We start from the raw sequence: 26,553 nt of genomic DNA on the forward strand, positions 1-26,553 counted from the left end.
CCCCGATCGGCTCACGCGATTATGAGGCGCGACGGGACAGGCCGAGGGTTAAAGACGACGGCATGAACACCAAGGGCTGGATCATCGCGGGCACGGTCATGGCGGGCGCCCTTACAGCCGTCGCCTCGGCGGCCCAGCCGGCGGCGGGGCGTCCGCCGCTCGCGCCGCGCCATGCGACGGCCAACGGCCCGCCGGTGGTGGTCGAACTGTTCACCGCCCAAGGCTGTGGCGGCTGCATCGAGGCCAATGCGGCGGTGGAGAAGGCGGCGGCCCAGCCCGGCGTGATCGCCCTGACCTACGGCGTCGACTACTGGGATTACCTCGGCTGGACCGACACCTTCGCCCGGCCAGAGTTCGTTCAGCGCCAGCGCGCCTATCGCGCCGCCCTGCGCCAGCGCGGCGTCTCGACGCCCCAGGTCGTGATCGACGGCCGACGTCAGGTGTCGGGCGCCCGCAGCGTCGAACTGGAAACCGCCATCGGTCAGGAGGCGGTGCGTCAGGCCTGGCCGCCCGAGATCGAGTTCCGCGAAAACGGAGCCGGCGTCGGCGTCGGTTCCGGCCGCGCGCCGGTCGGCGGCGCCGAGGTGGTGGCGGTGACCTATACGCCCGGCCCTCAGGTGGTCGAGGTCCGCCAGGGCGAGAACCGCGGCCAGGCCGTGCGGCACATGAACGTCGTGCGCGGTGTGACGCGCCTGGGCGAATGGCGCGGCCGCCCGATGCTCTACGCCCTGCCGTCCGCCCGCCCCGGCGAGGCCGTGGCGGTGCTGGTGCAAGGCAAGACGGACAAGCGCATCCTGGGCGCCGCCGTCAGGGACTAGGCGCCTGCCTGCTTCGCAAAGGCCCACGCCGCGTCGCTGAGCGGACCGACCTGGGCCGCCATGGTCCTGGCGTGGGCGCTGGCGGCCGTGCCGTCGCGGACGCGGCCGGCGATGCCCTGACAGATGGCCGCCAGACGGAACAGGTTGTACGCGTAGAGCCAGTCGAGGTTGGCGGGCCGCATGCCTGTCGCGGCGGCGTAGCGTTCGACGGTCTCCTCCACGGACGGGATGCCCAGGGCCTCCAGATCAGCCCCGGCGAGGCCGTTGCGCAGCGAAGCCGGAATGGCCCAGGCGATCAGCAGATAGGAGAAGTCGGCCATCGGATCGCCCAGGGTCGACAGCTCCCAATCCAGCACGGCGCGAACCTCTGCTCGATCGGGCGCCAGGATGATGTTGTCGAGACGAAAGTCGCCGTGGACGATGCGGCTGGGCCCTTCAGCCGGGAGGCTGTCGGGCAGGAAGGCGATCAGCCGGTCCATTGCCGGAACCGGCTCGGTCTCCGACGCATGATACTGTTTGGTCCAGCGGCCGACCTGACGCGCGAAATAGTTTCCGGCCTTGCCGTAGTCGCCCAGGCCGATGGCGGCCGGATCGAAGGCGTGCAGCCGGGCCAGCGTGTCCGTCTGGGCTTCATATACGGCGCGCCGCTCCACGGGCGTCAGGCCGGGCAGCTTCAAATCCCAGAAGATCCGACCCTCGACCTTGTCCATCACATAGAAGATCGAGCCGATGACGGTTTCGTCCAGGCATAGGGCATGAGGCTTGGCGACGGGGAAGCCCTGCGCGGCCAGAGCCGAGATGATCTGAAACTCGCGGTCGACGGCGTGGGCGCTGGGCAGCAGGACGCCGGGCGGTTTGCGACGCAGCACATAGGCGTGCGTGGGCGTCACCAGTTCATAGGTCGGGTTCGACTGGCCGCCTTTGAACTGTCGCACCGTTAGCGGGCCGGCGTATCCCGAGACGTGGGCGCGCATCCAGGCATCCAGCGCCGCCTCGTCCAGGCGATAGCGCGGATCGACCTCGCGCGTGCCGGAGAAGGCGCTCTGGGCGTCCAGCGGGGCGGCGTCGGTCATGCGGCGGTCCTCGTCGTTTCCTTGAGCCGTCCGGATCTCACGCCCGGTCCGACGCGTCGATGATGGCGGCCTTCACCGCGCGACGCCAGCCGGAAAGCAGACGCTCGCGCTCGTCCGCCTTCATGCGTGGTTTCCAGCAGGCGGGCGCCTCGGCCGGGCGCGCCTCCAAGTCCGGCAAAAGGCCGACGCCCAGGGCCGCCAGGCGCGCGGCGCCCAGGGCCGTCATCTCCTGGAAGGCCGGACGCTCTACCTCGACCTCGCAGATGTCGGCGACGAACTGCATGGCGAAACTGTTGGCGGTGACGCCGCCGTCCACCTTCAGCGTCTTCAGCGGCGGGGCGCCGTCGGCGGCCAGGGCGTCGAGCAGGTCGCGCGTCTGATAGGCCAGGGCTTCCAGCGCGGCGCGCACGAAATGGGCCGGACCGGAATCCCGTGTCAGCCCGACGATGGTCCCCCTCGCTTCCGGTTCCCACCATGGTGCGCCCAGACCCGTGAAGCCGGGGACCATATAGACCCCGCCGTTGTCCTCGAGGGTCTGCGCCATCGCCTCCGATTGGCGCGACTCTGAGATCAGCCCGACCCCGTCTCTCAGCCACTGGATCGCCGAGCCAGCCGAGAAGATCGACCCCTCCAGCGCATAGGCGGACTGGCCGTCGGCCTGATAGCCGAGCGTGCCCAACAGACGCCGTGTCGAGGCCACGGGCCCCGCGCCGACATTGGCGACCAGAAAGGCGCCGGTGCCATAGGTGATCTTGGCGTCCCCGGCCTTCAGCGCCCCGTGCCCGACAAGGGCCGCCTGCTGGTCGCCCGCCGATCCGGCAATGGGCAGAGGCTGGCCAAACAGCGCCGGATCACTCTCGCCGATCACACCCGCGCAGGGGACGATGTCAGGCAGGGCTTCGCGCGGGATGTCGAACAAAGCGCATAGGTCGTCCCGCCACTCGACCGTCCTCAGATCCATCAGAGACGTGCGCGACGCATTGGTCGCATCGGTGGCGTGGACTCGGCCGCCGGTCAGCTTCCAGATCAGCCAGGCGTCGATCGTGCCCAGCTTGACCTCGCCCTTCGCCGCCCGCTCGCGCGATCCGGGCACGGCGTCCAGCAGCCAGGCGAACTTGGTCGCCGAGAAATAGGGATCGAGGATCAGGCCGGTCATGGTCTGGACCATCGGCTCGTGGCCTTGGGCGGTCAGGCGGGCGGTGACGTCGGCGGTGCGGCGATCCTGCCAGACGATGGCGCGATACAGCGGCTCGCCGGTCGCTGCATCCCAGATTACGGCCGTTTCCCGCTGATTGGTGATGCCGATGGCGTTGAAGCGGGCGACGCCGCCGGCCTTGCGCACCACCTCTCGACAGGTCTGGAGCGTCGCGGTCCAGATTTCGGCGGCGTCATGTTCGACCCAGCCGGACTTCGGGAAATGCTGGGCCAGCTCGATCTGGCTGACCGCGACGGGCCTCAGGCCCCCCTTTTCTTCGCCTACCGCGCTTCGCGCTGCCTGAGGCGCGACCTCGAAGGCGATGGCGCGGGTCGAGGTCGTGCCCTGGTCGATGGCGAGGATCAGGCTCATGGTTCTCTCCCGGCTGCGTCTTGGGTAAGGGGAGCATATGACGACGCACCTGCCCAGCTATGAAGGCGTCCTCGACGCCGCCCGCCAGATCGACGGGGTCGCCGTCCGCACGCCCCTGCTCGAAAGCCCGGCTCTGAACGCGGTGGTCGGCGGGCGGGTTTTGATGAAAGCAGAAAGCCTGCAGCGCGCCGGAGCCTTCAAGTTTCGCGGCGCTTACAACCGCATCAGCCGACTGACCGACGAGGAGAAATCGCGCGGCGTCGTCGCCTTCTCGTCTGGGAACCATGCGCAGGGCGTCGCTGCCGCCGCCGCCATGGTCGGGACGCCGGCGATCATCGTCATGCCGTCGGATTCGCCTAGGGTGAAAGTCGAGGGCGTGATCGGTTTCGGCGGCGAGGTGCGCTTCTACGACCGCTGGACCGAAAGCCGCGAGGCCATCGGCGCGGCCATCGCCGCCGAGCGCGGGTCGATCCTGGTTCCGCCGTTCGATGATCCCTTCATCATCGAGGGCCAGGGGACGACGGCGCTGGAAATGCTGGATCAGGCGGATGCGCCCTTTGACCAGTTGCTATGCGGGGCGTCCGGCGGCGGGTTGATGGCTGGGATCAATCTGGTCATGGCCGAACGCAGTCCCGCAACGAAGGTGTTCGTGGTCGAGCCCGAAGCGTTCGACGACACCGCGCGATCGCTGGCGGCCGGAGAGCGGGTCGGTCATCCACAGGGCGCGCCCTCGATCTGCGACGCCCTGATGTCGCCGATGCCGGGTGTGCTGACCTGGCCGATCAACCGGCGGCTGGCGGGGGCGATCACCGTCTCGGACGGCGAGGTCGCGGAAGCGATGCGGTTCGCATTCCGCCATCTCAAGATCGTCCTCGAACCGGGCGGCGCGGTATCGCTCGCGGCCCTGCTTGCCGGAAAGATCGGGACGAAAGGACGGACGACGGCCATGGTCCTTTCGGGCGGCAACGTCGATCCGACGCTGTACGCCGAGATCATCGAGGGGCGCTTCGGCGGCTGAAGGGCTTCCCTTCCCCGTGACGGTCGGCCAACCTCTCCTCACACGCACTGAGGAAACGCACGATGACCAAAGCCAGTGAACTACAGGCATTGATGGGACAGGAGGTCGGGGTGTCGAAATGGTTCGACGTCACCCAGGCCCGGATCGCCGCCTTCGCCGATTGCACCGAAGATCACCAGTTCATCCATGTCGATCCGGAGGCGGCCAGTGCCACGCCGTTCGGTGGAACAATCGCGCACGGCTTCCTGACCCTGAGCCTGGCTTCGGCCATGAGCTATGACGCGGTGGCGCCGCTGGAGGGCGTCGTCATGGGCGTGAATTACGGCTTCGACAAGCTACGGTTCCTGGCGCCGGTGCCGGCAGGGTCACGCATTCGCGGTCGTTTCAAACTCATCTCCGCCGACGACAAGGGCGGCGGACGCTGGTTGCTGAAGCACGAACTGACGGTCGAGATCGACGGGGCTGACAAGCCGGCGCTGATTGCCGAGTGGCTCGGGATGCAGATGGTCAATCCAAAGATAGAGCCGTGACACTCGCATAGGTTAGAATGTCTCGATGCGGGAGATTGTGACGCATCGACGGCCAGAGATTAACTATTCTGTGCGTGGACGCCAAATTCATCTGTATCATCAAGGCCACGGTATCGCCTTTGCTGATCGATACCGTCACGTTTCCGCCTCGACCTTATACAGCAAGGCTGGTAAGACCCGCGTAGGCGGTAGACCCGCCCCCTACTATAACAGAGGCGGAGGGATACCCCCCTATGCGTATGAAGACTTTCGTGCTGGCCTCCAGCGCAGCGGCCGCCCTGGCCCTGTCGGCTGGTGCTGTGTCGGCGGAACCCAATGGCTGGTACGGCGCCATCGACGCCGGCTACCACATGATCGACGATATCAACGCTGAATCGTCCACGACCGGCGCCAACTGGAACTGGGAAGTGAACGACGGCTGGGCGGCGTTCGCTCGCCTCGGCTACCGCTTCAACCCGAACTGGCGCGTTGAACTGGAAGGCGGCTACCGCTCGGGCGACATCGGCAAGGTTCGCGCCGTCACCGGCACGCAAGGCCTGTGCAACCTGACCCCGGCGACGGGCGGCTGCTTCTCGCCCGAAGGCGACATCGAATCCGCCACCCTGATGGCCAACGTCATCTATGACTTCGGCTTCGAATACTGGGGCGTTCGTCCGTTCGTCGGCCTCGGCGCCGGTGTGAACCGCGTCGACACCAACACGATCGGCGCTCTGCGCGCCAACCGTCTGGCCACCTTCGCCGCCGACGACACCTCGACCAAGTTCGCCGCTCAGGCGATCGCGGGTCTGGCCTGGGCCATCGGCGACCGCGCCAACATCGACCTGACCTACCGCTACCTGACGGGCGACGCCAACTTCGCCTCGACGACGGCCGGTACGGGCGTGGGCGCCACGCAGTTCGGCGAGTGGGACGGCGACTACGACCAGTCGCACACCGTGACCCTGGGTCTGCGCTACAGCTTCGGTGCGGAAGACGTCCCGCCGCCGCCGCCGCCGCCGCCCCCGCCCCCGCCGCCTCCTCCGCCCCCGCCGCCGCCTCCGCCGGTCGCTCAGAAGCCGGTCGCTCGCCAGTTCGTGGTGTACTTCGACTGGGATCGCTCGGACCTGACTGCGGAAGCCCGCTCGGTGGTGACGCAGGCCGCCAACTACGCCAAGTCGGGCGCACCGACGCGCGTCCTGATCGTCGGCTACACCGACACCTCGGGTTCGGCTGCCTATAACCTGGGCCTGTCCAACCGTCGTTCGCGCACCGTCGCGGACGCCCTGGTCGCTCAAGGCGTCAACGGCGGCGTGATCGCCCTCGACGGCAAGGGCGAAACCAACCTGGCCAAGCCGACCGCCGACGGTGTGCGCGAACCGCTCAACCGCCGCGCGACCATCGACATCAACTTCTAAGACTTTCAGGAGCCGATCTGGTTCGTCCGGATCGGCTTCACCCTTCGAAGTTGTCGAAAGACAGACCGCCGCTTCCGTAAGGAGGCGGCGTTTTTCTTTGCGCCATCTGACCTTCTGCATGCTGTGTCCACGCAGAGAAAAAGGGCGACGCCTCGCGACGCCGCCCTCAAGCATTCTGATTTTGACGCCGATCAGCCGGTGAACGGCCGAATCAGGATTTCGACGCGGCGGTTCTGCGCCTTGCCTTCGGCGGTGGCGTTCGAGGCCACCGGGTTGCGCGAGCTATTGCCGGCGACATAGAGGCGCTGCGCGATCACGCCACGACGAACCAGTTCAGAGGCGACGCTGCTCGCGCGGCGCTCCGACAGAGGCTGATTGATCGCGTCGCCGCCCGACGAATCGGTGTGACCGATCACGTCCACCGTCGACTGGTCGTACTGCTGCAGAACGCGGGCGACATCGTCCAGCACCGGCAGGAAGCGCGGATCAATGGACGACTGGTTCGTGGCGAAGGTCACGTCGGAGGGCATACGCAGCACCAGCACGTCGCCCTGACGCGCCACGCCCACGCCGGAGCCGGACAGTTCGGCCTCCATCGCACGCTGCTGGCGATCCATATACTGGCCAACGGCCGCGCCGCCCAAGGCGCCGATGCCCGCGCCGATCAGAGCGTTCTTGCGGCCCTGTTCGCCGTTCGAGGTGTTGGTCAGATAGCCGAGAACCGCGCCACCCAGAGCACCGGCGATGGCCCCGGTTCCGGTATTGTTGCGAACCGGACCCGAACGATAGGGGTCGGTGGTGGTGCAGGCGGCGGCCCCCAGCAGGGCGGCGATGGAAACGCTGGCGACGATAAACTTGGCGCGCATGGAATGGTCCTTTTCTTATGAGCGATCTGGCGCGGAAACGTGCGCTTACTGTGAAGGTTCCAATCTGTACGGCGCATGAATGCCCGCCACGTCCGCGCTCGCCATGGCCCTGACAAAGGCGTCGATTGGGCGTATGGGAACCGCCGCACATCCCCAGATCGAGGACGACGCCGTGAGCGTGACCCAGACGGACCACACGACAGACCGCGCCATTCAGCCGGTTTCGATGACGCAGTACGACGCCGATTTTCAAGCGTTCAGCAACGCACTGGGTGCGTCCTTCTCGCGCTATGGCTTCGCTGTGGTCGCCGACCATGGTCTGGACGAGGCGCGCATCACCGCGGCCATCGACGACGCCAAGGCCTTCTTCGCCCTGCCGGAAGAGGTGAAGCGTCAATACCATCAGCCCGGTACGGGCGGCGCGCGCGGCCTGACACCGTTCGGGGTCGAGGCGGCCAAGGACGCCAAGACGGTCGATCTGAAGGAGTTCTGGCACGTCGGTCGGGAACTGCCCGAAGGCCACCCCTATCGCCGCTATATGCGCGACAACGTCTGGCCGACCGAAGTCGAGGGCTTCCGCGAGCACCTGTATGGCATGTTCGAGGACCTGGATGCTTTGGGCGCCAAGATCCTGCGCGCCATCGCCCGCTACCTGAAGCTGGGCGACGACTTCTTCGCCGACAAGGTGGAGATGGGTAACAGCGTCCTGCGCATGCTTCATTACCCGCCGGTTCCGGCAGATGCGCCGGGCGTGCGCGCCGGGGCGCACGAAGACATCAATGTCATCACCCTGCTGCTCGGCGCCGAAGAGGCTGGTCTGCAGCTGAAGGACAAGGACGGCAGCTGGCTCGACATCGCGCCGCCGCCCGGCGCCCTGGTCGTCAATATCGGCGACATGCTGCAGCGGCTGACCAACCACGTCCTGCCGTCTACGACCCACCGCGTGGTCAATCCGGCGCCCGAGCGTCGCGGTTTCGCCCGCTATTCGACGCCCTTCTTCCTGCACTTCAACCCTGACTTCCCGATCGAGACCCTGCCCAGCGCCATCACGCCGGACAATCCCGATCGCTATGCGGGCAAGACCATCCTGGCCGAGGATTATCTGACCGAACGCCTGCGCGAAATCCGCCTGCTCTAGGCCGTCAGCGGGAAATCCGTAGTCGGGTGATGTCGCGTCCGATGGCCTGGAAGTCGTTGGACAGGTCCGCGCCCGACTGCGGCAGGAAGGCCTTGTCCTTGTCGGTGGCGCAGGTGCTGAGGATGTTGGCCGCGTCGCTGCCAGGCGTGATCGAGAAGCCCACGGTATAGACGATCACACCCTTGGCCTTCATGCCGGTGCAAAGCTTTGCGGCCTGATCGAACGGGTCGCCGTTCGTCGCGTCGCAGGCGATCTTGTCGTAGAGATTACCGGACCCGGGGCCGGCGTCGCGAGCGATCACGCCGCCGCAATAGGGGGTGTTGAACTCGCCGTCCGTCATCAGGATGACGGCCTTCAATACCTTGGTCGGCGCATAGGCAGCCGCCGGGTTCGACGACCACAGGCCGTTGAATTGGTTGGATACCGTGTACCAGCCCCAGGCCAGGCCGATCTGACCCGCCGTCGAGCCTGTGACAGACAGCCCGTTCACGAGGCTGGTCAGTGTGTCAATATTGGACGTCAGCGGCTGGACGGTCGCTGCCGGACAGGGATTGCGGGGAGACGCGTAGTTTCGACCAACGTAGGCCGAACCGGGAGCCGTGTCGGTGTAGGCCGATGAGCCAGTGCGCTCGCTGACGCAGGTCGTGTTGTCGAATACGTTCAGACGATTGTATTGCGGATCGCGGAAGACACGCTTGGCGCATCCGTCACGGCCGCACTGAACTGCGCCGCCGTTGGAATAGTCGGCGTAGGTCGCGCCACCGACAGGCACAACGAAGGCGTCCTTGGATGTGCGCTCGTAAACTTCAAAGAGGCCGCTGCTGTTGTTCAGCGCCGTCATGCCATTCACGCCAGTGATCTGCACACCCTCGTCCTCAGACAGGCCGTGGTTCGTGGACGTGATGGTGACAAAGCAGTCCGAGCGCATGCATTTGCGGATCTGACCGCCCGAGCTGTAGCTGCTGTATCCGCTGCTCGTGTTCAGCGCATACCAGTTCGCGCCAGATTGATATTGCAGGGACACCTTGTTGGCGTCGATCCGCACGACCTTGTAGGCGCGGTTGTTGATCTGACTCATGCCGCTGACGCCGCTGATCCAAACGTAGTCGTCGGTCGATAGCCCGTGGCCGTTGGCGGTCACGACGCCCGGCGAAGCGCGCGTGATGCCGGAGATCGACTTGGCCGCCGCCGCCGCCCATGCGGCGCTGGTGATGCCGGTCGATCCGACCGAAGCGCCGCGCGCGGCGTCGGCGCGAGCGCCCAGATTTACGCCAATCGAATAGGGCACGATCGCCATGCGTGAATAGTAGGGCGTTTGTTTCGCCGCCGGCTGAACGACCAGTTTGATCAGCTGGTTTGCGGCGTTCTTCAGATCACCGATCCGATTGTTGCTGGCCATCGAGCCGGTGATGTCGAGCACCAGCGAAACCTCGATATCCTTGGACGATCTATTCACCTCGGAGTGGACGCTCACGGGCAGGGTGTCGTCCAGAATCTTACCGTAGGGCGGCAGGACCACATTGGCGATCAGGGTCTTCACCTGGACCTGGATGTCGGCGATGACGACCTGGTCTTTCGTCAACTCGATCTTGACGGCGTCGTCGGCGAACGGCTCCACCGAGGCGTTGCGCAGATTGGCTCTCAGCGCCACCAGCGCGACGGTCTTCAGGTCTTTCGGATCGGTGTAGGACGAGCGCGCTGCGGCCAGGGCGGCCGCGTCCAGCGCGTCCTGAACGCGGGCCTTCGCCGTCGTCACGCGGTTGATGTCGATGCCGCCCAGGGTCAGCATGATCAGCGCCGGCATCATCAGGGCGAAGATCATCACGACATTGCCGTCGCGGTCCGACGAGAGGCGCGACGTGAACATGCGCAGAGCCTTCACCGCCCTGCCGATCCGATTGGAAACCTTCACCATGCCCATCCCAAAGGACGCGGACCGCCCGATTAGCGCTGAGTTTGCCATCGGGCGGTTAAGGGAATTGTGAAGGGGACGGTTAACGCCGCCGCGTGATCAGGCGGCGCTCCATCCGCATTGGTGGCCGCGGTTCTGTTCCTGGAGCCAAACGTTCAGCGGGGCGAAATAGTCGGCGATGGCCGAGGCGTCATTGCCGTCGTCGCCGGTGAAGGCCATCATCGCCTCCTGCCACGGCTGGGACTGCCCCATTTGCAGCATGGCGTTGAAGCGGGCGCCGACTTCCTTGTTCCCATAGACGGAGCAGCGATGCAGCGGCCCGGTCCAACCCGACTGTTTGCAGGCCGCGCGCTGGAACTGGAACTGATAGATAGCCGCCAGGAAGTAGCGGGTATAGGGCGTGTTGCCGGGCACATGGTATTTGGCGCCCGGATCGAAGGCGTTGGCCGGGCGTGGTCCGGGCGGCACCAGACCCTGGTACTGCAGCATGTCGGCGGTCCAGGCAGTGTTGTAGGCGGCCGGCGCCGTCTCGCCGGAGAAGACGTCCCAGCGCCAGCGATCGACCATCAGGCCGAATGGCAGGAAGGCGATCTTGTCCAAGGCCATCTTGAGCAGGAAGGGAATGTCCTCCTCTGCGCCTGGCGTGGTCTTCAACAGGCCGATCTGGTTCAGATAGGTGGGGGTCAGGGCCGACAGGCCGACGAAGTCGCCGATGGCCTCATGGAAGCCGTCGGTGGCGCCATTGCGGAACAGCATGGGCTGGTTCTTGTAGGCGCGCTGATAGTAGTTGTGACCCAGCTCGTGGTGGACGGTGTAGAAGTCGTCGCCGTTGACGTTGGTGCACATCTTGATGCGGATGTCGTCGGCGTTGTCCAGGTCCCAGGCCGAGGCGTGACAGACGACTTCGCGGTCGCGCGGGCGGGTGATCTGGCTGCGTTCCCAGAAGGTCTGAGGCAGCGGGTCGAGGCCCAGCGAGACGTAGAAGCCCTCGCCCGTCTTGACCATCTTGGTCGCGTCGTAGTCGGCGGCCTTCAGCAGTTCGGTGAGGTCGTAGCTTGAGGCGCCGCCGCTGGGCGGGGCAACCACATCATAGATGTTGCCCCACTGTTGGGACCACATATTGCCCAACAGATCGGCGCGGATCGGGCCGTGGTCGGGCTGGACCGCGTCGCCGTATTTGGCGTTCAGCCTGGCGCGCACATAGCAGTGCAGGTTCTCGTAGAAGGGCTTCACCTGGGCCCACAGCCGATCGGTCTCGGCGGCGAAATCGTCGGCGGGCATGTCGTAGCCTGACCGCCACAGGGCGCCGGTGTCGGCGAAGCCCAACTCACGCGAGCCCTCATTGGCGATCTCGACCATGCGGGCGTAGTCGTCGCGCATGACCGGCGAGATGGTGCGCCAGCCTTCATACAGCGCCTTGGTCTCGGCGGGGTCGCGGCTGTCGGCCAGGATCAGCGAGGCTTCGTCCAGGGTGATCGGCTTGCCCTTGAAATCGAACTTGCCGGTCGAATAGGTCGAGTCCAGCCGCGTGGTGATCTGCGCCAATTCCTCGGCCGCGCCAGGTCGGTTGGGGGCGGGCAGGACCAGGCTGAGCCGCAGCAGGTTCAGCTTGCGGCGCACGACCGGATCGACCTGAACGTCATTGAACTTGGCGGCCCGATTGGCCAGCTGGACCTGAAGCTCGGTCGCCTCGGCGTTGGCCTTGGATTCCAGCCACATCGTGTCGAAGGTGATGTTGGTGGCGCGCGCCCATTGGATTCGGGCGACATATTCGCTGACCTCGGCCCATTTGGTTTCGGCGTCGGCGATGAAGGCCGTCGCGCCCTCGGCGGTGATCGGATAGTCGCCGCGCATGCCGCTGGCCGGCGCAGGCGTCGTCGAGGCCGTCTGTTCGACGCCTGGCGCGCCGGCGGCGGGTTCGCTGGTGCTGGCGCAGCCGGCGGCGAAGGCGAGGGCGCAGACCGCGACGGCGGTCATCATCTGACGCTTCATGATGGATCTCCTGAACAGCGCGGGCAGGAGAGGTCAGGCCCGGTCGCCCGTCAAGCGTGACGGTTCAGCGGCCGACGACGCAGGTGTTCAGACCCTCGTTGCGCACCGTGCCCATGGCGGCCTGAACGCGCGCGGCGCGCCGACGCACATAGGGGCCGGGCGCGGCGGCTTCGTAACGGCGCGGGGCCGGCAGGATGGCGGCCAGACGCGCCGCCTCACGCGGGCTCAGGTCGCGGGCGTCCTTGCCGAACCAGTGGCGCGACGCGGCCTGGGCGCCATAGACGCCGGGCGCCCATTCCACCACGTTCAGATAGACTTCCATGATCCGGCGCTTGGACCACACGGCCTCGATCAGGACGGTGTAGCCGGCCTCAAGACCTTTTCGGATCCAGTCGCGGCCGGGCCACAGGAAGACGTTCTTGGCCGTCTGCTGGCTGATGGTCGATCCGCCGCGCAGACGCCCGCCCTCGGCGTTGTGATCCAGGGCCTTCTGGATCGCCTCCATGTCGAAGCCGTGGTGGCTGCAGAACCGGGCGTCCTCGGCGGCGATGGCCGCATTCACCAGATTGGGCGAAATCTGGTTCAGGCCGCGCCACTGATAGTCCATGCCGTCGCCCCTCGCGAGTTGGCGCAGCATCAAGATGGTGGGCGGCGGCGGGATGATGGCGACGATCAGCACGCCTGCAACCGGAACTAGAGCCAGGATCAGAAGCGCGGTCAGCACCACGCGACGCCAGCTCTTGCGGCCCGTCGCCATTAGAGGATCAAGACTCCAGCGGCGCCGTCTTCGTCGGCCCAGGCCACCTTGTCGACGGGGGGGCTGAGCGACAGGGCGACAATGGCCGGCCCCTTCTCAGCCTTGACGAAATTCAGACCCTGGGCCGCCGGATGCGCGACCCAGACCCGACCGTCGGTCAGGCCGGCGGCCAGCAGGCCCTGATCGGCGCGGGCCGAGACCAGATTGACCAGGGTCGTGTCGTCATAGCCGATCTCGGTCGCCTCGCGCCCCATCGGTCCGTTCGATCCGATGAAGGGCCATAGGACCGCGCCCTGCGCGCCCGAGGTCGCCATCAACTGGCCATTGGCCAGGAAAGCCATCGACCGCACCTTGCCGGGATAGCCGCCCATGCGCAGATTCTTGGCGTCCTTGATGCGCCAGCCGTGCATCTGATTGTCCTGCATGGTCGTGACGACGAAGGCGCCGTCGGGCGAGAAGGCGACGCCGGTGTGCGACCCGGCCCAGGCCAGCTTCACCGGTTGCTGTTTCTCGATCCGTGCATACCACAGGGCCGCCCCGCCATAGGTCGAGGTGGCGATGCGCCTGCCCTTGAGCTCGAAGGCGACGCCGGAGACGGTGCGCTCATGCTGGAAGTCGCGGCGGAAGCCCACCTCCTTGGGGTCGATCACCGACAGGGTGCGGCCGAAGGAAAAGGCGATCAGACCCGAGGCCGGCGAGGCGTCGATGGCGTCGATCCATTGGTTCTTGGCCGTGGCGAGAACGACCGGGTCCTCGTCGCGACGGGTCCAGACGACCTTGCCGTCATCGCCGCCTGTGACGATCCCGTCGCCGGACGGATGAACGCAGGCGCACAGCACGGCGCCGTCGTGCGCCTCCACCCGCGTCCGGTCCTCGAACCGGACGGAGCCGTCGCCGAGGGCGAAGACAGCGCCGGTGTTGTCGAACAGGGCGGCGGTGACCTGGGCGTCGAAATCGAAGTTCATAGGCCGCATGTAGCGATCCGACCTTGCCGCGTCACCTTCTGCTTGACCGCTAGACCGGATCGGTCGGCTTGGGCGTCACTGGCGCAGGCTCCGCCTGCGCCTTTGCCGGTTCGTCAGGCAGCGGGATGAACTCCAGATCGTCCGCGTCCGGCAGCGTCATCCGGCCTGCCTTCCAATCGGCCTTGGCCTGATCGATGCGGGCCTGGCTGGAGGCGACGAAATTCCACCAAATCAGCCGTTCCCCCACCGGCTCTCCGCCCAGCACCATGACGGTCGACTGGGTCAGGGCCTTGACCGTCGGTTCGGCCGTCGGCTCCAGCACGATCATCTGGCCCTCGTGGAAGGTGCGATCGCCGACCTCGATAGAGCCCTTGGCCACATAGAGCGCGCGCTCGCTCATGCCTCCGGCGCCCTTGCCGGACGGCGGGGCGGTTCGCACGCCGGGCTGAAGCTCCCAATGGATGTAGAACAGCGGCGACGACACCGGGACGGCCGCCTTGGCGCCGTAAGCCTCACCGGCCACCAGTCGCGCGAACAGGCCGCCGTTCTCGTAGGCCGGCTGGGCGTCCTCGCCCAAGTGGTGGAAGGCCGGGTCCATCTCTTCGGCCTCGTCGGGCAGGGCGACCCAGGCCTGCATGCCGTGCATCGGCCCGCCCTTGCTCTTCTTCAACGGATCGGTGCGCTCGGAATGGACGATGCCCTTGCCGGCGGTCATCCAGTTGACCTCGCCCGGCCGGATCGCCTGATCGTAGCCGAGATTGTCGTGGTGCATGATCTCGCCCTCAAACAGATAGGTCAGGGTCGACAGGCCGATATGCGGGTGCGGTCGCACGTCGATGGCCGTGGCGCCCGGCGCGAACTGCGCCGGTCCCATCTGATCCAGAAAGATGAAGGGCCCGACCATCCGGCGCGAATGGAAGGGCAGGACGCGCCCGACCTCGAACCCGCCCAGGTCCTTGCGGCGTGCGTCGATCACCAGTTCGATCATGTGTCGGCTCCCAGTGCGGCCCGCGCCGCCTGAGCGACGTTATCCGACGTGAGGCGTGATGATGCCAAGAGGCAGGGCGGTCACATTCTTCACGCCGCGCGTGACGATGTGGCTTTCGCAGTCCGAGACGATGCCCAGGGCCAGCAGCTTCTCGCGCAGGAACAGGTCGAAGGCGTGCATGTCCGAGGTGATGATGCGCAGCACATAGTCCTCGCGCCCCGTGATGGTGGCGCACTGGACCACTTCCGGCCATTTGGCCACGGCGGCCTCGAAGACATTGAGATTGTCCGCCGACGGCAGCATCAGTTTGACGATGGCGTAGACCTCGAAGTCCAAGCCCAGCAGCTGAGCATTCAGCAGGGTGACGCGCTTGGTGATCAGGCCGGAGTCTTCCAGCCGCTTGATCCGCCGCCAGCAGGGCGAGGCCGACAGCCCGACGCGATCGGCGACCTCTGCGACCGACAGCCCGGCGTCTTGTTGCAGGATATCCAGGATGCGGGCGTCGATGGGGTCGAGTTCGTCGGCCAATGCGTTTCTCCGATTATGATTATCGCGAAATAAAATACCCGATATCGGGATTGCGCAAGGTCAAATTGAGCGAGCACCTGCTTAAGCGGCGTGTTATCACACGTCCAGAGGAAACACGGACGGACCCCAGAACGGATATGGACGCCCGCATGAACGATAAAATGAACAAAAAGAACAGCCAGCCCCTGTCCTTGCGCGTGCCGGAGCCGTCCGGCCGTCCCGGCGATACGCCGGACTTCAGCCATCTGCAGATGGACCCTGCCGGCGTGGTCGAACGGCCCGAGGTCGGATCGACGCCCTATCAGATGCGCGATCTCGCCTTCCGTCTGATTCGGGTGCTGGACGATGAGGGCGCCGCGGTCGGTCCGTGGAACCCGCGCTTGGATCCCGAGACGATGCGCCGGGGCCTGAAGGCCATGATCCTGACGCGCGCCTTCGACGACCGGATGCACCGCGCCCACCGCCAGGGCAAGACCAGCTTCTATATGAAGTGCACCGGCGAAGAGGCCATCGCAGTCGCGCAGGGCATGATCCTGAGCCGCGAGGACATGGGCTTCCCCACCTATCGACAGCAGGGGCTTCTGATCGCGCGCGGCTATCCGCTGGTCGCGATGATGAACCAGATCTATTCGAACGCCGAAGATCCGATCAAAGGCCGCCAGCTGCCGATCATGTATTCGGCCAAGGACTATGGCTTCTTCACCATCAGCGGCAATCTGGGGACCCAGGTTCCGCAGGCCGTCGGTTGGGCCATGGCCAGCGCCTACAAGGGCGACGACAAGATCGCCATCAGCTGGATCGGCGATGGCGCCACGGCCGAAGGCGATTTCCACAACGCCCTGACCTTCGCCAGCGTCTATCGCGCCCCGGTCATTCTGAACGTCGTCAACAACCAGTGGGCCATCAGCTCCTTCCAGGGCATCGCCGGCGGGCTTGAGACCACCTTCGCCTCCAAGGCCATCGGCTATGGCCTGCCGGCCTTGCGGGTGGACGGCAACGACTTCCTGGCGGTCTGGGCCGCGACCCAGTGGGCTGAGGAACGGGCGCGGTCGAACCAGGGGGCGACGGTGATCGAGCTCTTCACCTATCGCGGCGCCCCGCACTCGACCTCCGACGACCCCAGCCGCTATCGCCCCGGCGACGAGCATGAGAAATGGCCGCTGGGCGATCCGATCGAACGTCTGCGCCAGCATCTGACCGTCATCGGCGAATGGGACGAAGAGCGTCACGCCGCCGCGCTGAATGACGCCGTCGAGCAGGTCCGCGCCGCCGGCAAGGAATCCGAAGCCATCGGCACCCTGGGCCAGTCGCGCCCTAGCGTGAAGACGATGTTCGAAGAGGTCTATGCGACCGAAGACTGGCGGCTGATCGAACAGCGCCGCGAGGTGGGGGTCTGACCATGAGCGAGCAAACCACCTTCACCGACGCCGATCGCAACGACGGCGTCGAGCCCGACATGGTCGACCAGAACGCCGCCCCCGCCTCGAAAGCGACGGGCGCGGGCGTGGTCCCCATGAACATGATCCAGGCGCTGAACTCGGCCATCGACGTCAAGATGGCCGAAGACGCCAACGTCCTGTCGTTCGGCGAGGACGCCGGCTATTTCGGCGGCGTTTTCCGCGTCACCGACAAGCTGCAGCAGAAGCACGGCCTGACCCGCAGCTTTGACGCCCCGATCTCGGAATGCGGCATCGTCGCCGCCGCGATCGGCATGGGCGCCTATGGCCTGCGTCCGGTCGTCGAGATCCAGTTCGCCGACTACATCTATCCGGCCTACGATCAGATCGTCTCGGAAGCGGCCAAGATGCGCTACCGCTCGGGCGGTCAGTTCACTTCGCCAATCACGGTGCGCAGCCCCTATGGCGGCGGCATCTTCGGCGGCCAGACCCACAGCCAGTCGCCAGAAAGCCTGTTCACCCATATCGCGGGCTTGAAGGTCGTCATTCCGTCCAACCCCTATGACGCCAAGGGCCTGCTGACCGCCGCCATCGAGGATGACGATCCGGTCGTCTTCTTCGAGCCGAAACGCCTCTACAACGGCCCGTTCGACGGCTGGCACGACAAGCCGGTCAGCCCGTGGAAGGCCCAGGATCTGGCCCAGGTCCCGACCGGCAAATATGTCGAGCCCATCGGCAAGGCGCGCGTGATGCGCGAAGGAAACGACGTCACCATCCTGGCCTATGGCACCATGGTCTGGGTCGCCCTGGCCGGCGCGGAGCACGCGGGCGTGGACGCCGAAGTCATCGACCTGCGCTCGCTCGTGCCGCTGGACATCGAAGCCATCGAGGCCTCGGTGAAGAAGACCGGCCGCTGCGTCATCGTGCACGAGGCGCCCAAGACCTCGGGCTTCGGCGGCGAGCTGTCGGCTCTCGTTCAGGAGCGCTGCTTCTATTCGTTGGAGGCGCCGATCGCGCGCGTCACCGGTTGGGACACGCCCTATCCGCACGCTTTCGAATGGGAATATTTCCCCGGGCCGCAAAGGGTCGCAGACGCCTTGAAGAGTGTCATGACGGGAGGTCGATAAGATGGGTCGTTTCGTCTTCAAACTGCCCGACGTGGGCGAAGGCACCGCCGAGGCCGAACTGGTCGGATGGCACGTCAAGGTTGGCGACACGGTCGCCGAGGACCAGATCGTCGCCGACGTCATGACCGATAAGGCCACGGTCGAGATCACCGCCCCGGTCAGCGGCAAGGTCCTCGCCCTGCACGGCGAACCCGGCGCCATGGTGCCGGTGCGCGGCCCTCTGGTGGAGTTCGAGATCGAGGGGGCGGGCAATGCCGATGACGCCCCGACGCCCGTTGCTCCTACCGCCGCCAAGCCGAACCCCGCGCCCGTAGTCGCCGAGACGCCGGCAGCCCCCGCTGTCGAGGCGCCGACATCCGGCAACTATGTCTTCAAACTGCCCGACGTCGGTGAAGGCACGGCCGAGGCCGAACTGGTCGGCTGGCACGTCAAGGTCGGGGACGCGGTCGAGGAAGACCAGATCATCGCCGACATCATGACCGACAAGGCCACGGTCGAGATCACCTCGCCGGTCGCCGGAACGGTCGTCGCCCTATACGGCGAGGCGGGCAAGTCGGTGCCGGTCGGCGGGCCGCTGGTGGCGTTTGATGTCGAGGGTCGGGGCAATGTTTCGACGCCCGTCGCGGCGCCGAAACCGGCCCCGAAGCCGGCTGGGAACGCGACGACGGCTCCCGCCGCGATTTCGACGGCTCAGAGGGCGACTTCAGCGACTGCGCCCTCCAAGCCCGTTCCCGCCCTGACGGGACGTGCGCCCGGCGAACGTCCGTCGGCCTCGCCGGCCGTGCGCAATCGCGCGCGGGACCTGGGTGTAGATCTGACCTTCGTGCCTGGTTCCGGCCCGGCGGGTCGGATCACGCACGAGGATCTGGACGGCTTTATCGCGCGCGGCGGTTCGCAACCCGCATCGGCGCCGTCCGGCGGCTCGACCTATGCGAAGGCGCAAGGGACGACCGAGGTCAAGATCATCGGCCTGCGCCGCAAGATTGCGGAGAAGATGGCCGAGAGCGTGCGCCGCATTCCCCACATCACCTATGTCGAGGAAATCGACATGACGGCGGTAGAGGAGCTGCGCGCCCACCTGAACGCGACGAAGTCCAAGGACCAGCCCAAGCTGAACGTCCTGCCCTTCATCGCCCGCGCCATCGTGGTCGCCCTGCGAGACCAGCCCCAGATCAACGCCACCTATGACGATGAAGCCGGCGTTCTGACCCAGCACGCCCCGGTCCATCTGGGCATCGCCGCCCAGACCCCGAACGGCCTGATGGTGCCGGTGGTGCGACACGCCGAGGCGCGCGACCCCTACGATACGGCGCTGGAGATCGCGCGTGTGTCGGGCGCGGCCAAGGACGGTTCGGCCAAGCGCGAAGAGCTGTCGGGTTCGACCATCACCATCACCTCGCTGGGCACGCTGGGCGGGGTGGTCCACACCCCGATCATCAATCACCCCGAGGTCGCCATCGTCGGTCCCAACAAGATCGCCGAACGGATCGTGGTCAAGGACGGCCAGATGGTCGTGCGCAAGATGATGAACCTGTCGTCCAGCTTCGATCACCGCATTGTAGATGGGCATGATGCGGCGGTGTTCGTGCAGCGGATCAAGGGGCTCTTGGAAAACCCCGCGACGCTGTGGATGGGTTGATGCCCATTTTCTAAGCGGGAAAGCGAAGTCCGCCCGCGTCTATGGCTATCACCTCAAAATCGGCGCCATGGCTCTTGATGTTTCTCTCTCCTCTCCGAGAGAGGATCAGCGGGAATTGGAAGGGTAATTTGATGCGGCAAGTCAAAGTCAAAGCGCTGACCTTCGGCGCCAGCCTGCTAGCAGCCGTCGGCGTCGTCGCCTCGTCCGCTAACGCCTGCATTCCCGAGCCGCCGCCGGCTTGGTCGTCTCTGCTACGGACCGATGGGCCGGCGCTGTTCATCGGGCGCGTGACGACCGTGGAGCGTTTGGCTGAACCCAGCCGGACGCCGACCATCGAGGTCATTCAATCCAAGGCGACCATCGCCAGATTGGAAACGCTTCAAGGCGCGCCGCAAGAGACATACATCCTGACCGCTGCAGAAGCCGCCCGTCCGTTGGGCGGCTATCAAGGCATGATTTGCGTCGATTTTCAGCGCGTCAAACCCGGCGACGTCGTAGTGGCCATGGAAACCCAGACCGGCGCGGTCCGTGTTTTCGAGCCCCAGCAAGTTCCTCCGCAGTTCAGCACCCGCCTTGAGGCCTATCGTTGACCCAGACCCTGAAAACCAAAGTCCTGATCATCGGGGCGGGCACCGGCGGCTATGTCGCCGGCATTCGCTGCGGCCAGCTGGGCCTCGACACCGTGCTGGTGGACGGCGGCGACGGCCATGGTGGCGGAGGATTGGGCGGCACCTGCCTGAACGTCGGCTGTATTCCGTCCAAGGCCATCATCCATGCGGCGGGCAAGTTCGAGACGGTGGCCAAGGCGGCCGGCGGCGGGACGCTGGGCATCACGGCGGCGGCGCCGGCCATCGACCTGTCGCAGACGGTCGAATGGAAGGACGGCATCGTCCGTAAGCTGAACGCCGGGGTCTCGGCCCTGCTGAAAAAGGCCAAGGTCAAGGTGATCAAGGGCTGGGCCCAGTTCGCCGACGCCAAGACCTGCGTGGTCAAGACCGACGAAGGCGACATCCGTATCACCGCCGAACACGTGATCCTGGCGACGGGGTCCGAGCCGGTCGAACTGCCCTTCCTGCCGTTCGGCGGCGACGTCATTTCCTCGACCGAGGCGCTGAGCTTGTCGGAGGTCCCCAAGAAGCTGGTCGTCGTGGGCGGCGGCTATATCGGCCTGGAACTGGGCATCGCCTATCGCAAGCTGGGCGCCGAAGTGGCCATCGTCGAAATGGCCGACCGCATCCTGCCGCTCTACGACAAGGCTCTGACCGATCCGGTCGCCAAGTGGTTGGAGAGGCATGGCGTCGAGCTGCATCTGGGCGCGCGCGCCGGGGGCTTCGGCGACGGTAAGCTGTCGATCACGACGAAGGACGGCGAGCCGTTGCAACTGGACGCCGACAAAGTGCTGGTCACGGTCGGCCGGCGTCCGCGCACTCAAGGCTGGGGTCTGGAAAACATGGGCGTGGCCATGGACGGCCCGTTCGTGAAAATTGACCAGCGCTGCGCCACCAGCATGAAGAACGTCTGGGCGGTCGGCGACCTGACCGGCGAACCCATGCTGGCGCACAAGGGCTCGGCCCAGGGCGAGGTGGTCGCCGAAATCCTCTCTGGCCATGACCGCATCTTCGATCCCGTCACCATCGCCGCCGTCTGTTTCACCGAGCCGGAAATCGTTTCGGCCGGTCTGGGGCCGAACGAGGTCGCGGGCCGCGATGATGTGATCCAGTCGATCTTCCCCTTCGCCGCGATCGGTCGCGCCCTGGCCATCGAGGCGGGCGAGGACGGCGGCTTCGTGCGGGTGATCGCGAACAAGGGCGATCATCGCATCCTGGGTATCCAGGCGGTGGGCCAGCATGTGTCGGAACTGTCCAACAGCTTCGCCCAGATGCTGGAGATGGGCGCGGTGCTGGAAGACGTCGCCGGGACGATCCATGTCCACCCGACGCTAGGCGAAGCCTTCCACGAGGCCAGCCTGCGTGCCCTCGGGCACGCCATCCACATTTGATCAGATCCGGTCCAGGCGCTTCGCGTGGTTCGCCACCATGCGGAGCGCCAGACCATCGGGCAGGAAGCGGGCCAGTCCGGCCATGACGTTGTTCATAACGCCGGGGGTGACGGTGGGACGGTTGGCCTCGCAGGCGTCATAGCCGATGCGCGCCACGCGCGCGGCGTCCATCCACATCCAGGCCGGATAGGCGCTGGAGACCTGGTCGCGCGAGCCGTTGACGTCGTGAAACTCGGTCAGAGTGTAGCCGGGGTTCAGGACCGTGACGTGGACGCCGGTTCCCTGCGTCTCCAGATACAAGCCCTGCGACGCCTTGATCAGGAAGCTCTTGATCGGCCCATACAGGGTGTCGCCGCCCGTCGCGGGCATCTGGCCGGCCAGCGAAGCGACGTTTAACACCCGGCCGAAGTCCCGCTGGATCATGCCGGGCAGTAACAGGCGCGACAGCTCGACCGGCGCGGTCAGCATGACCTGGATCATGGCGCGGTGCGCGCTCAGGTCGGTATCCAGAAAGCCCGTGACCCGGCTGAATCCCGCATTGTTGACCAGACCGTCGACGGTCAGGCCGCGCACAGCGATTGCTGCGACCAGCCGCTCGGGCGCCGCGGGATCGGACAGGTCTTCGGGGATCACGGTCGCGGTCACGCCGTGGGCGGCGGTCAGTTCGTCGGCCAGAGCCTGCAGCGGGGCTTGGCGACGCGCTGTCAGGATCACATTCCAGCCCTCGGCCGCATAGGTCCGGGCCAGGGCCGCGCCGATGCCGGCCGAGGCGCCGGTGATCAGAACGGTCCGATTCACGGCGCGATCAGGCCGCGACGGGGCAGGACTTGTGCGGCGCAAAGGCAGAGAGCGAGGTCGGGTTCTCGGCCAGAAGATCGGCGATGGTGATCTTGGACAAAGCCTCGGTCGCGGCCTCGTCCGCAGCGGTCAGGGCCTTGGCGACCTGGCGCGGGATATGTTCGCTGATCGGGCAGCCCTTGGCGCCGGCAGGGGGCGAACCGATGTGGGCGCAGCCGTTCACCGCCTTCAGCACCTGATCCAGCCGAATGTCCTCGGGCTGACGCAACAGCCAAGATCCGCCGGTCGCGCCCGGGCGGGTGGCGATCAGGCCGGCCTTGGCCAGAAGGGCGGTCACGCGGCGCACCACGACGGGATTGGTCGGGATCGAGGACGCCAGCACGCCGCTGGGCATCGCCTGCGCAGGCCCGAACGCGCCCTTATGGGCCATATAGGCCAGGGCGTGGGCGGCGACGGGGAAGCGTTGGCTGTCTGACATGGTTCTGTTCCTGATGCGAAAATAGGCGTTCAGGGGCTGAATCACAAATCGCGCCGCAGAACGCCGAAACCGAATCCACCGCGGCGCGATTGAAGACCGCGTGGAATGAGCCTAAAGGCTCGCCGCTTTGAAGGGACCGACGCCGCGTCGGAGACCCGGAGGATACGCATGGCCGGGGACACTCCCCACGACGCGAGCGCTCCCTCGCCCGCGTCGAACACGCCGGACAAGCCCACCCACGCCACGGGTCCGGAATCCCACATCCCGGGCGGCCAGGCCGCCAAGCACGGCGGCTTCTGGGCCCTGACCATCGGCGCGATCGGCGTGGTGTTTGGCGACATCGGCACCAGCCCGCTCTACGCCCTGCGCGAGGCGATCGACCATGCGCGCTCCGGCGTGGGCGGCGATCTGGCCGTGATCGGCGTCGTGTCGCTGGCGTTTTGGGCGCTGATGGTGGTGGTGACGTTCAAATACGTCTTCTTCCTGATGCGCGCCGACAACAAGGGCGAGGGCGGCACCCTGTCGCTGATGGCGCTGGCGCAGTTCGCGGTCGGTCGGCGCAGCGCGTGGATCTTCATCCTGGGCGTTTGCGGCGCGGCCCTTTTTTATGGCGACGGCATTATCACGCCCGCCATTTCGGTCCTGTCCGCCGTGGAAGGCCTGCAGGACGCGCCGGGTCTGGCCGGACGGCTGGATTCCTTCATCGTACCGATCTCGGCCGGCATCCTGATCGCCCTGTTCCTGGTCCAGTCGCGCGGCACGGCCAGCCTGGCCAAATATTTCGGCCCGATCACCGCCGTCTGGTTCCTGAGTCTAGGGGCGCTGGGCCTGTATCATATCTTCGACGACGTCAGCGTGCTGCGGGCTCTGTCGCCCCACTATGGCGTCATGCTTCTGCTCAACGATGGCTTCCTGGGCTTCGTGATCCTGGGCAGCGTCTTCCTGGCCGTCACGGGGGCCGAGGCCCTATATGCCGACATGGGCCATTTCGGAAAGGCGCCGATCCGCATGGGCTGGCTGGCCTTCGTCCTGCCGTGCCTGACGTTGAACTATCTGGGCCAGGGCGCCCTGATCCTGGACAATCCGGCCGCGTCCGAGAACCCGTTCTGGAACATGGTGCCGCAGTTCGCCTATTGGCCGATGCTGATCCTGGCGACCGCCGCGACTGTCATCGCCTCCCAGGCCGTGATCACCGGCGCCTTCTCGGTGACGCAGCAGGCGGTGCAGCTGGGCCTTCTGCCGCGCATCGACATCAAGAACACCTCCGAGACCCAGGCCGGCCAGATCTTCGTGCCGGCGGTCAACACCTTCCTGATGGTTGGGGTTCTGGTGCTGCTGGTCGTGTTCCAGAGCTCGCATAACCTGACCGCCGCCTATGGCGTGGCGGTGACAGGCACCATGCTGGTCAATACGCTGATGGCCTATTCGGTTATCCGCAAGGGCTGGAAGTGGCCTATGTGGGCGGTGGCGGGGACCCTCATTCCGTTCGCCTTCATCGACAGCGTCTTCCTGACGTCCAACCTGCTGAAGATTCCGGACGGTGCGTGGATGCCGCTGGTGCTGGGCGCCCTGCTGGTCGTCGTGATGTGGACCTGGGTGCGGGGGACGCAGATCCTGACGGCCAAGACGCGCAAGGACAGCCTGCCGCTGAACGATCTGATCGAGATGCTTCAGGCCCGTCCGCCGCACCGTGCGCCGGGCATGGCCATCTTCCTGACCTCGGACCCCGATGTCGCGCCGGTCGCCCTGATGCACAATCTCAAGCACAACAAGGTGCTTCACGAGAAGAACGTCATCCTGACCGTGCGCACCTCCGAGCGCCCGCGCGTCAAGGAAGCCGACCGGGTGCGAATGGAGCCGATCAACGACGACTTCAAGAAGGTCACGGTCACCTACGGCTTCATGGAAACGCCGAACGTGCCGCGTGCGCTGGGCCTGTGCCGCAAGCAGGGGCTGAAGTTCGACATCATGTCGACCAGCTTCTTCCTGGGTCGCCGTTCGCTGATCCCGTCGGCGCGTCAGGGCATGCCGCTCTGGCAGGACAAGCTGTTCATCTTCCTGATGCGCAACGCCGCCAATCCGACCGACTTCTTCCACATCCCGCCCGGCCGCGTGGTCGAGCTGGGCGCGCAGGTGGCGGTATGAGCATTGAGGGACGGGGCGGGCAGAGCTCGCAGGCGCGCGGCCGTCGCATGGCCACCAAGGGCCGCCCGCGCCCGGCCTCGGCCGAGGCCGATCAAGGTCCGTCGCAGGACGACATCGGCGTCGAAGCCCGCGTCGTCGCCGGCATCCTGCTGAACGCCGCGCTGGAGAAGCGCAACGGCCTGGACGAAGCCCTGTCTCAGCCTGCCGCACGCGCGCTGGAGCCGGTGGACCGCGCCTTCGCCCGGGCCGTGGCCATGGCGGCCCTGCGTCGTTTGGGCGAGATCGACCAGATCCTGGATCGCCGCCTGAAGAAGTCGCCGCCCGAAGCTGTGCGCACCCTGATGCGCATCGCCCTGGCCCAGACTCTGGTGCTGGAAACGCCCGCCTTCGCCGCCGTCTCGACGGCGGTGAAACTGGCCGAGCGCGATCCCAAGACCCGGCCCTACAAGAATCTGGTCAATGCGGTGCTGCGCGGGGTTGGGCGTGAAGGCCCGGGCCTGACCACGGCCGAGAGCAATCTGCCGGACTGGATCGCGGCGCGCTGGAAGGCGACCTATGGCGAGGCCGCCCTGGCGGGTCTGGCCTTGGCCGCGCGCGAAGAACCCGCGACCGATCTCAGCCTGAAGCCAGGCGTCGATCCCGCCGCCGTGGCTACCTCTGTCGAGGGCGAAGCATTGCCCGGCGGCACGGTTCGCACCGGCCGTCGCGGCGATGTCGCCGGCTGGCCCGGTTTCGAGGACGGCGACTGGTGGGTCCAGGACGCGGCCGCCGCCGTGCCCGGCCGGCTGCTGGATGTGAAGCCCGGCGAGACGGCGCTCGACATGTGCGCCGCGCCTGGAGGCAAGACGCTGCAACTGGCGGCCGCCGGCGCCGCGGTCGTCGCGCTCGATCGTTCGGCCCCGCGTCTGAAACGCCTGACGCACAACCTTGAGCGGACCGGCCTGACCGCCGAGGTCGTCGCCGTCCCGGCCGAGGACTGGGAGGACCCCCGCACCTTCGACGCCGTCCTGCTGGATGCGCCCTGCACCGCGACGGGCACTTTCCGCCGCAATCCAGAGGTCCTGCGCGCCACCAAACCGGCAGAGGTCGCCAAATTGGCGGACGTCCAGCACCGCCTGCTCGACGCCGCCGCCGAGCGCGTGAAGCCGGGCGGCCGTCTGGTCTATTGCACCTGCTCGCTGGAGCGCGAGGAGGGCGAGACCCAGGTCATCGCCTTCCTGCGTCGCAATCCTGCCTTCCGCACCGTCGCCGCCGATCCGACCGCCGTCGGCGCTCCGCCCGAGGCGCTGACGCCCGAAGGTTGGTTGCGCATCCTGCCCTCCATGTGGGCCGAACACGGCGGACTGGACGGCTTCTTCGCGGCAAGGCTGGAACGGGTGTCCTGAGCGGGAGCGCCTTGCTCCTGCCCGCAACCCGCCTTATCC

23 protein-coding genes are annotated in these 26,553 nt (G+C 66.5%); 12 read left to right on the forward strand and 11 right to left on the reverse strand.

The genetic code is table 11. The features are described 5' to 3' along the window. Positions 1–62 precede the first annotated feature (62 nt). Complete coding sequence (locus tag E4341_RS02145) at positions 63–818, forward strand: DUF1223 domain-containing protein (protein WP_165114813.1); 756 nt, start codon at positions 63–65, stop codon at positions 816–818. Here the strand turns inward: E4341_RS02145 and E4341_RS02150 are convergent. Together E4341_RS02150 and glpK are read right to left on the reverse strand one after the other, a co-directional pair. Beyond that, on the reverse strand, positions 815–1,891 hold the full coding sequence (locus E4341_RS02150) for a phosphotransferase family protein (protein WP_165114815.1): 1,077 nt from the start codon (positions 1,889–1,891) through the stop codon (positions 815–817). The genes E4341_RS02145 and E4341_RS02150 overlap by 4 nt on opposite strands. Before the next feature lie 37 nt (positions 1,892–1,928). Further along, positions 1,929–3,458, reverse strand: coding sequence for a glycerol kinase GlpK (glpK, locus tag E4341_RS02155; protein ID WP_165114817.1), 1,530 nt, complete (start codon positions 3,456–3,458; stop codon positions 1,929–1,931). 37 nt (positions 3,459–3,495) lie between these two features. Between glpK and E4341_RS02160 the strand changes: the two genes are divergently transcribed. From E4341_RS02160 to E4341_RS02170, 3 genes are all read left to right on the forward strand, one after another. After that, positions 3,496–4,476, forward strand: a complete 981-nt coding sequence (locus tag E4341_RS02160) for a threonine/serine dehydratase (RefSeq protein ID WP_165114819.1) — start codon at positions 3,496–3,498, stop codon at positions 4,474–4,476. A 62-nt stretch (positions 4,477–4,538) separates the two neighbouring features. Then, positions 4,539–5,006, forward strand: a complete 468-nt coding sequence (locus E4341_RS02165) for a MaoC family dehydratase (RefSeq protein WP_165114821.1) — start codon at positions 4,539–4,541, stop codon at positions 5,004–5,006. Between the two features lie 239 nt (positions 5,007–5,245). Then, positions 5,246–6,400 carry an OmpA family protein gene (locus E4341_RS02170; protein WP_165118501.1) on the forward strand — a complete coding sequence of 385 codons (1,155 nt, stop codon included), beginning with the start codon at positions 5,246–5,248 and terminating at the stop codon, positions 6,398–6,400. Positions 6,401–6,591: 191 nt separating this feature from the next. On the opposite strand, the gene E4341_RS02175 is transcribed toward E4341_RS02170, so the two are convergent. Next, complete coding sequence (locus E4341_RS02175; RefSeq protein ID WP_055754205.1) at positions 6,592–7,266, reverse strand: OmpA family protein; 675 nt, start codon at positions 7,264–7,266, stop codon at positions 6,592–6,594. 226 nt (positions 7,267–7,492) lie between these two features. On the opposite strand from E4341_RS02175, the gene E4341_RS02180 reads away from it, so the two are divergent. After that, the gene (locus E4341_RS02180) at positions 7,493–8,404 is read left to right on the forward strand and encodes an isopenicillin N synthase family oxygenase (protein WP_055754455.1); all 912 of its coding nucleotides are present in this window, start codon (positions 7,493–7,495) and stop codon (positions 8,402–8,404) included. A gap of 4 nt (positions 8,405–8,408) precedes the next feature. Here E4341_RS02180 and E4341_RS02185 read toward each other — a convergent pair whose 3' ends face one another. The 6 genes from E4341_RS02185 to E4341_RS02210 form a co-directional block, all read right to left on the reverse strand. Next, entirely contained in the window at positions 8,409–10,319 is a 1,911-nt protein-coding gene (locus E4341_RS02185; protein WP_165114823.1) for a TadE/TadG family type IV pilus assembly protein, read from the reverse strand. 96 nt (positions 10,320–10,415) lie between these two features. Further along, positions 10,416–12,308, reverse strand: coding sequence for a M2 family metallopeptidase (locus tag E4341_RS02190; RefSeq protein ID WP_165114825.1), 1,893 nt, complete (start codon positions 12,306–12,308; stop codon positions 10,416–10,418). A 64-nt stretch (positions 12,309–12,372) separates the two neighbouring features. Next, positions 12,373–13,065 carry a monofunctional biosynthetic peptidoglycan transglycosylase gene (mtgA, locus tag E4341_RS02195; protein ID WP_165114827.1) on the reverse strand — a complete coding sequence of 231 codons (693 nt, stop codon included), beginning with the start codon at positions 13,063–13,065 and terminating at the stop codon, positions 12,373–12,375. After that, positions 13,065–14,030, reverse strand: a complete 966-nt coding sequence (locus E4341_RS02200) for a WD40 repeat domain-containing protein (RefSeq protein WP_165118503.1) — start codon at positions 14,028–14,030, stop codon at positions 13,065–13,067. Before E4341_RS02200 ends, mtgA begins: the two co-directional genes overlap by 1 nt. A 49-nt stretch (positions 14,031–14,079) precedes the next feature. Further along, positions 14,080–15,018, reverse strand: coding sequence for a pirin family protein (locus E4341_RS02205; protein ID WP_165114829.1), 939 nt, complete (start codon positions 15,016–15,018; stop codon positions 14,080–14,082). 39 nt (positions 15,019–15,057) lie between these two features. Beyond that, entirely contained in the window at positions 15,058–15,546 is a 489-nt protein-coding gene (locus tag E4341_RS02210; protein ID WP_055754211.1) for an Lrp/AsnC family transcriptional regulator, read from the reverse strand. A gap of 161 nt (positions 15,547–15,707) precedes the next feature. Here E4341_RS02210 and E4341_RS02215 point away from each other — a divergent pair, with 161 nt between their 5' ends. From E4341_RS02215 to lpdA, 5 genes are all read left to right on the forward strand, one after another. Further along, entirely contained in the window at positions 15,708–16,943 is a 1,236-nt protein-coding gene (locus E4341_RS02215; RefSeq protein WP_205751340.1) for a thiamine pyrophosphate-dependent enzyme, read from the forward strand. A 59-nt stretch (positions 16,944–17,002) separates the two neighbouring features. Further along, positions 17,003–18,070: an alpha-ketoacid dehydrogenase subunit beta gene (locus E4341_RS02220; RefSeq protein ID WP_370458475.1), complete on the forward strand. Its 1,068-nt coding sequence runs from the start codon at positions 17,003–17,005 to the stop codon at positions 18,068–18,070. A gap of 1 nt (position 18,071) precedes the next feature. Then, the gene (locus E4341_RS02225) at positions 18,072–19,709 is read left to right on the forward strand and encodes a 2-oxo acid dehydrogenase subunit E2 (RefSeq protein ID WP_165114834.1); all 1,638 of its coding nucleotides are present in this window, start codon (positions 18,072–18,074) and stop codon (positions 19,707–19,709) included. A gap of 131 nt (positions 19,710–19,840) precedes the next feature. Then, positions 19,841–20,299: a hypothetical protein gene (locus E4341_RS02230; protein WP_165114836.1), complete on the forward strand. Its 459-nt coding sequence runs from the start codon at positions 19,841–19,843 to the stop codon at positions 20,297–20,299. Then, on the forward strand, positions 20,296–21,708 hold the full coding sequence (lpdA, locus tag E4341_RS02235; protein ID WP_165114838.1) for a dihydrolipoyl dehydrogenase: 1,413 nt from the start codon (positions 20,296–20,298) through the stop codon (positions 21,706–21,708). The genes E4341_RS02230 and lpdA overlap by 4 nt, the downstream gene beginning before the upstream one ends. On the opposite strand, the gene E4341_RS02240 is transcribed toward lpdA, so the two are convergent. Together E4341_RS02240 and E4341_RS02245 are read right to left on the reverse strand one after the other, a co-directional pair. Then, complete coding sequence (locus E4341_RS02240; RefSeq protein ID WP_165114840.1) at positions 21,709–22,506, reverse strand: SDR family oxidoreductase; 798 nt, start codon at positions 22,504–22,506, stop codon at positions 21,709–21,711. It lies immediately after the preceding gene. A 7-nt stretch (positions 22,507–22,513) separates the two neighbouring features. Next, on the reverse strand, positions 22,514–22,984 hold the full coding sequence (locus tag E4341_RS02245; protein WP_091751760.1) for an Rrf2 family transcriptional regulator: 471 nt from the start codon (positions 22,982–22,984) through the stop codon (positions 22,514–22,516). A gap of 168 nt (positions 22,985–23,152) precedes the next feature. Here E4341_RS02245 and E4341_RS02250 point away from each other — a divergent pair, with 168 nt between their 5' ends. Both E4341_RS02250 and E4341_RS02255 read left to right on the forward strand, forming a co-directional pair. After that, on the forward strand, positions 23,153–25,129 hold the full coding sequence (locus E4341_RS02250; RefSeq protein ID WP_066553394.1) for a potassium transporter Kup: 1,977 nt from the start codon (positions 23,153–23,155) through the stop codon (positions 25,127–25,129). After that, complete coding sequence (locus E4341_RS02255; RefSeq protein ID WP_370458462.1) at positions 25,126–26,514, forward strand: RsmB/NOP family class I SAM-dependent RNA methyltransferase; 1,389 nt, start codon at positions 25,126–25,128, stop codon at positions 26,512–26,514. The genes E4341_RS02250 and E4341_RS02255 overlap by 4 nt, the downstream gene beginning before the upstream one ends. The last annotated feature ends 39 nt before the right edge of the window (positions 26,515–26,553 follow it).

Source organism: Brevundimonas sp. 'scallop', from assembly GCF_011045535.1.
In the GTDB taxonomy this organism is placed as follows: domain Bacteria; phylum Pseudomonadota; class Alphaproteobacteria; order Caulobacterales; family Caulobacteraceae; genus Brevundimonas; species Brevundimonas vesicularis.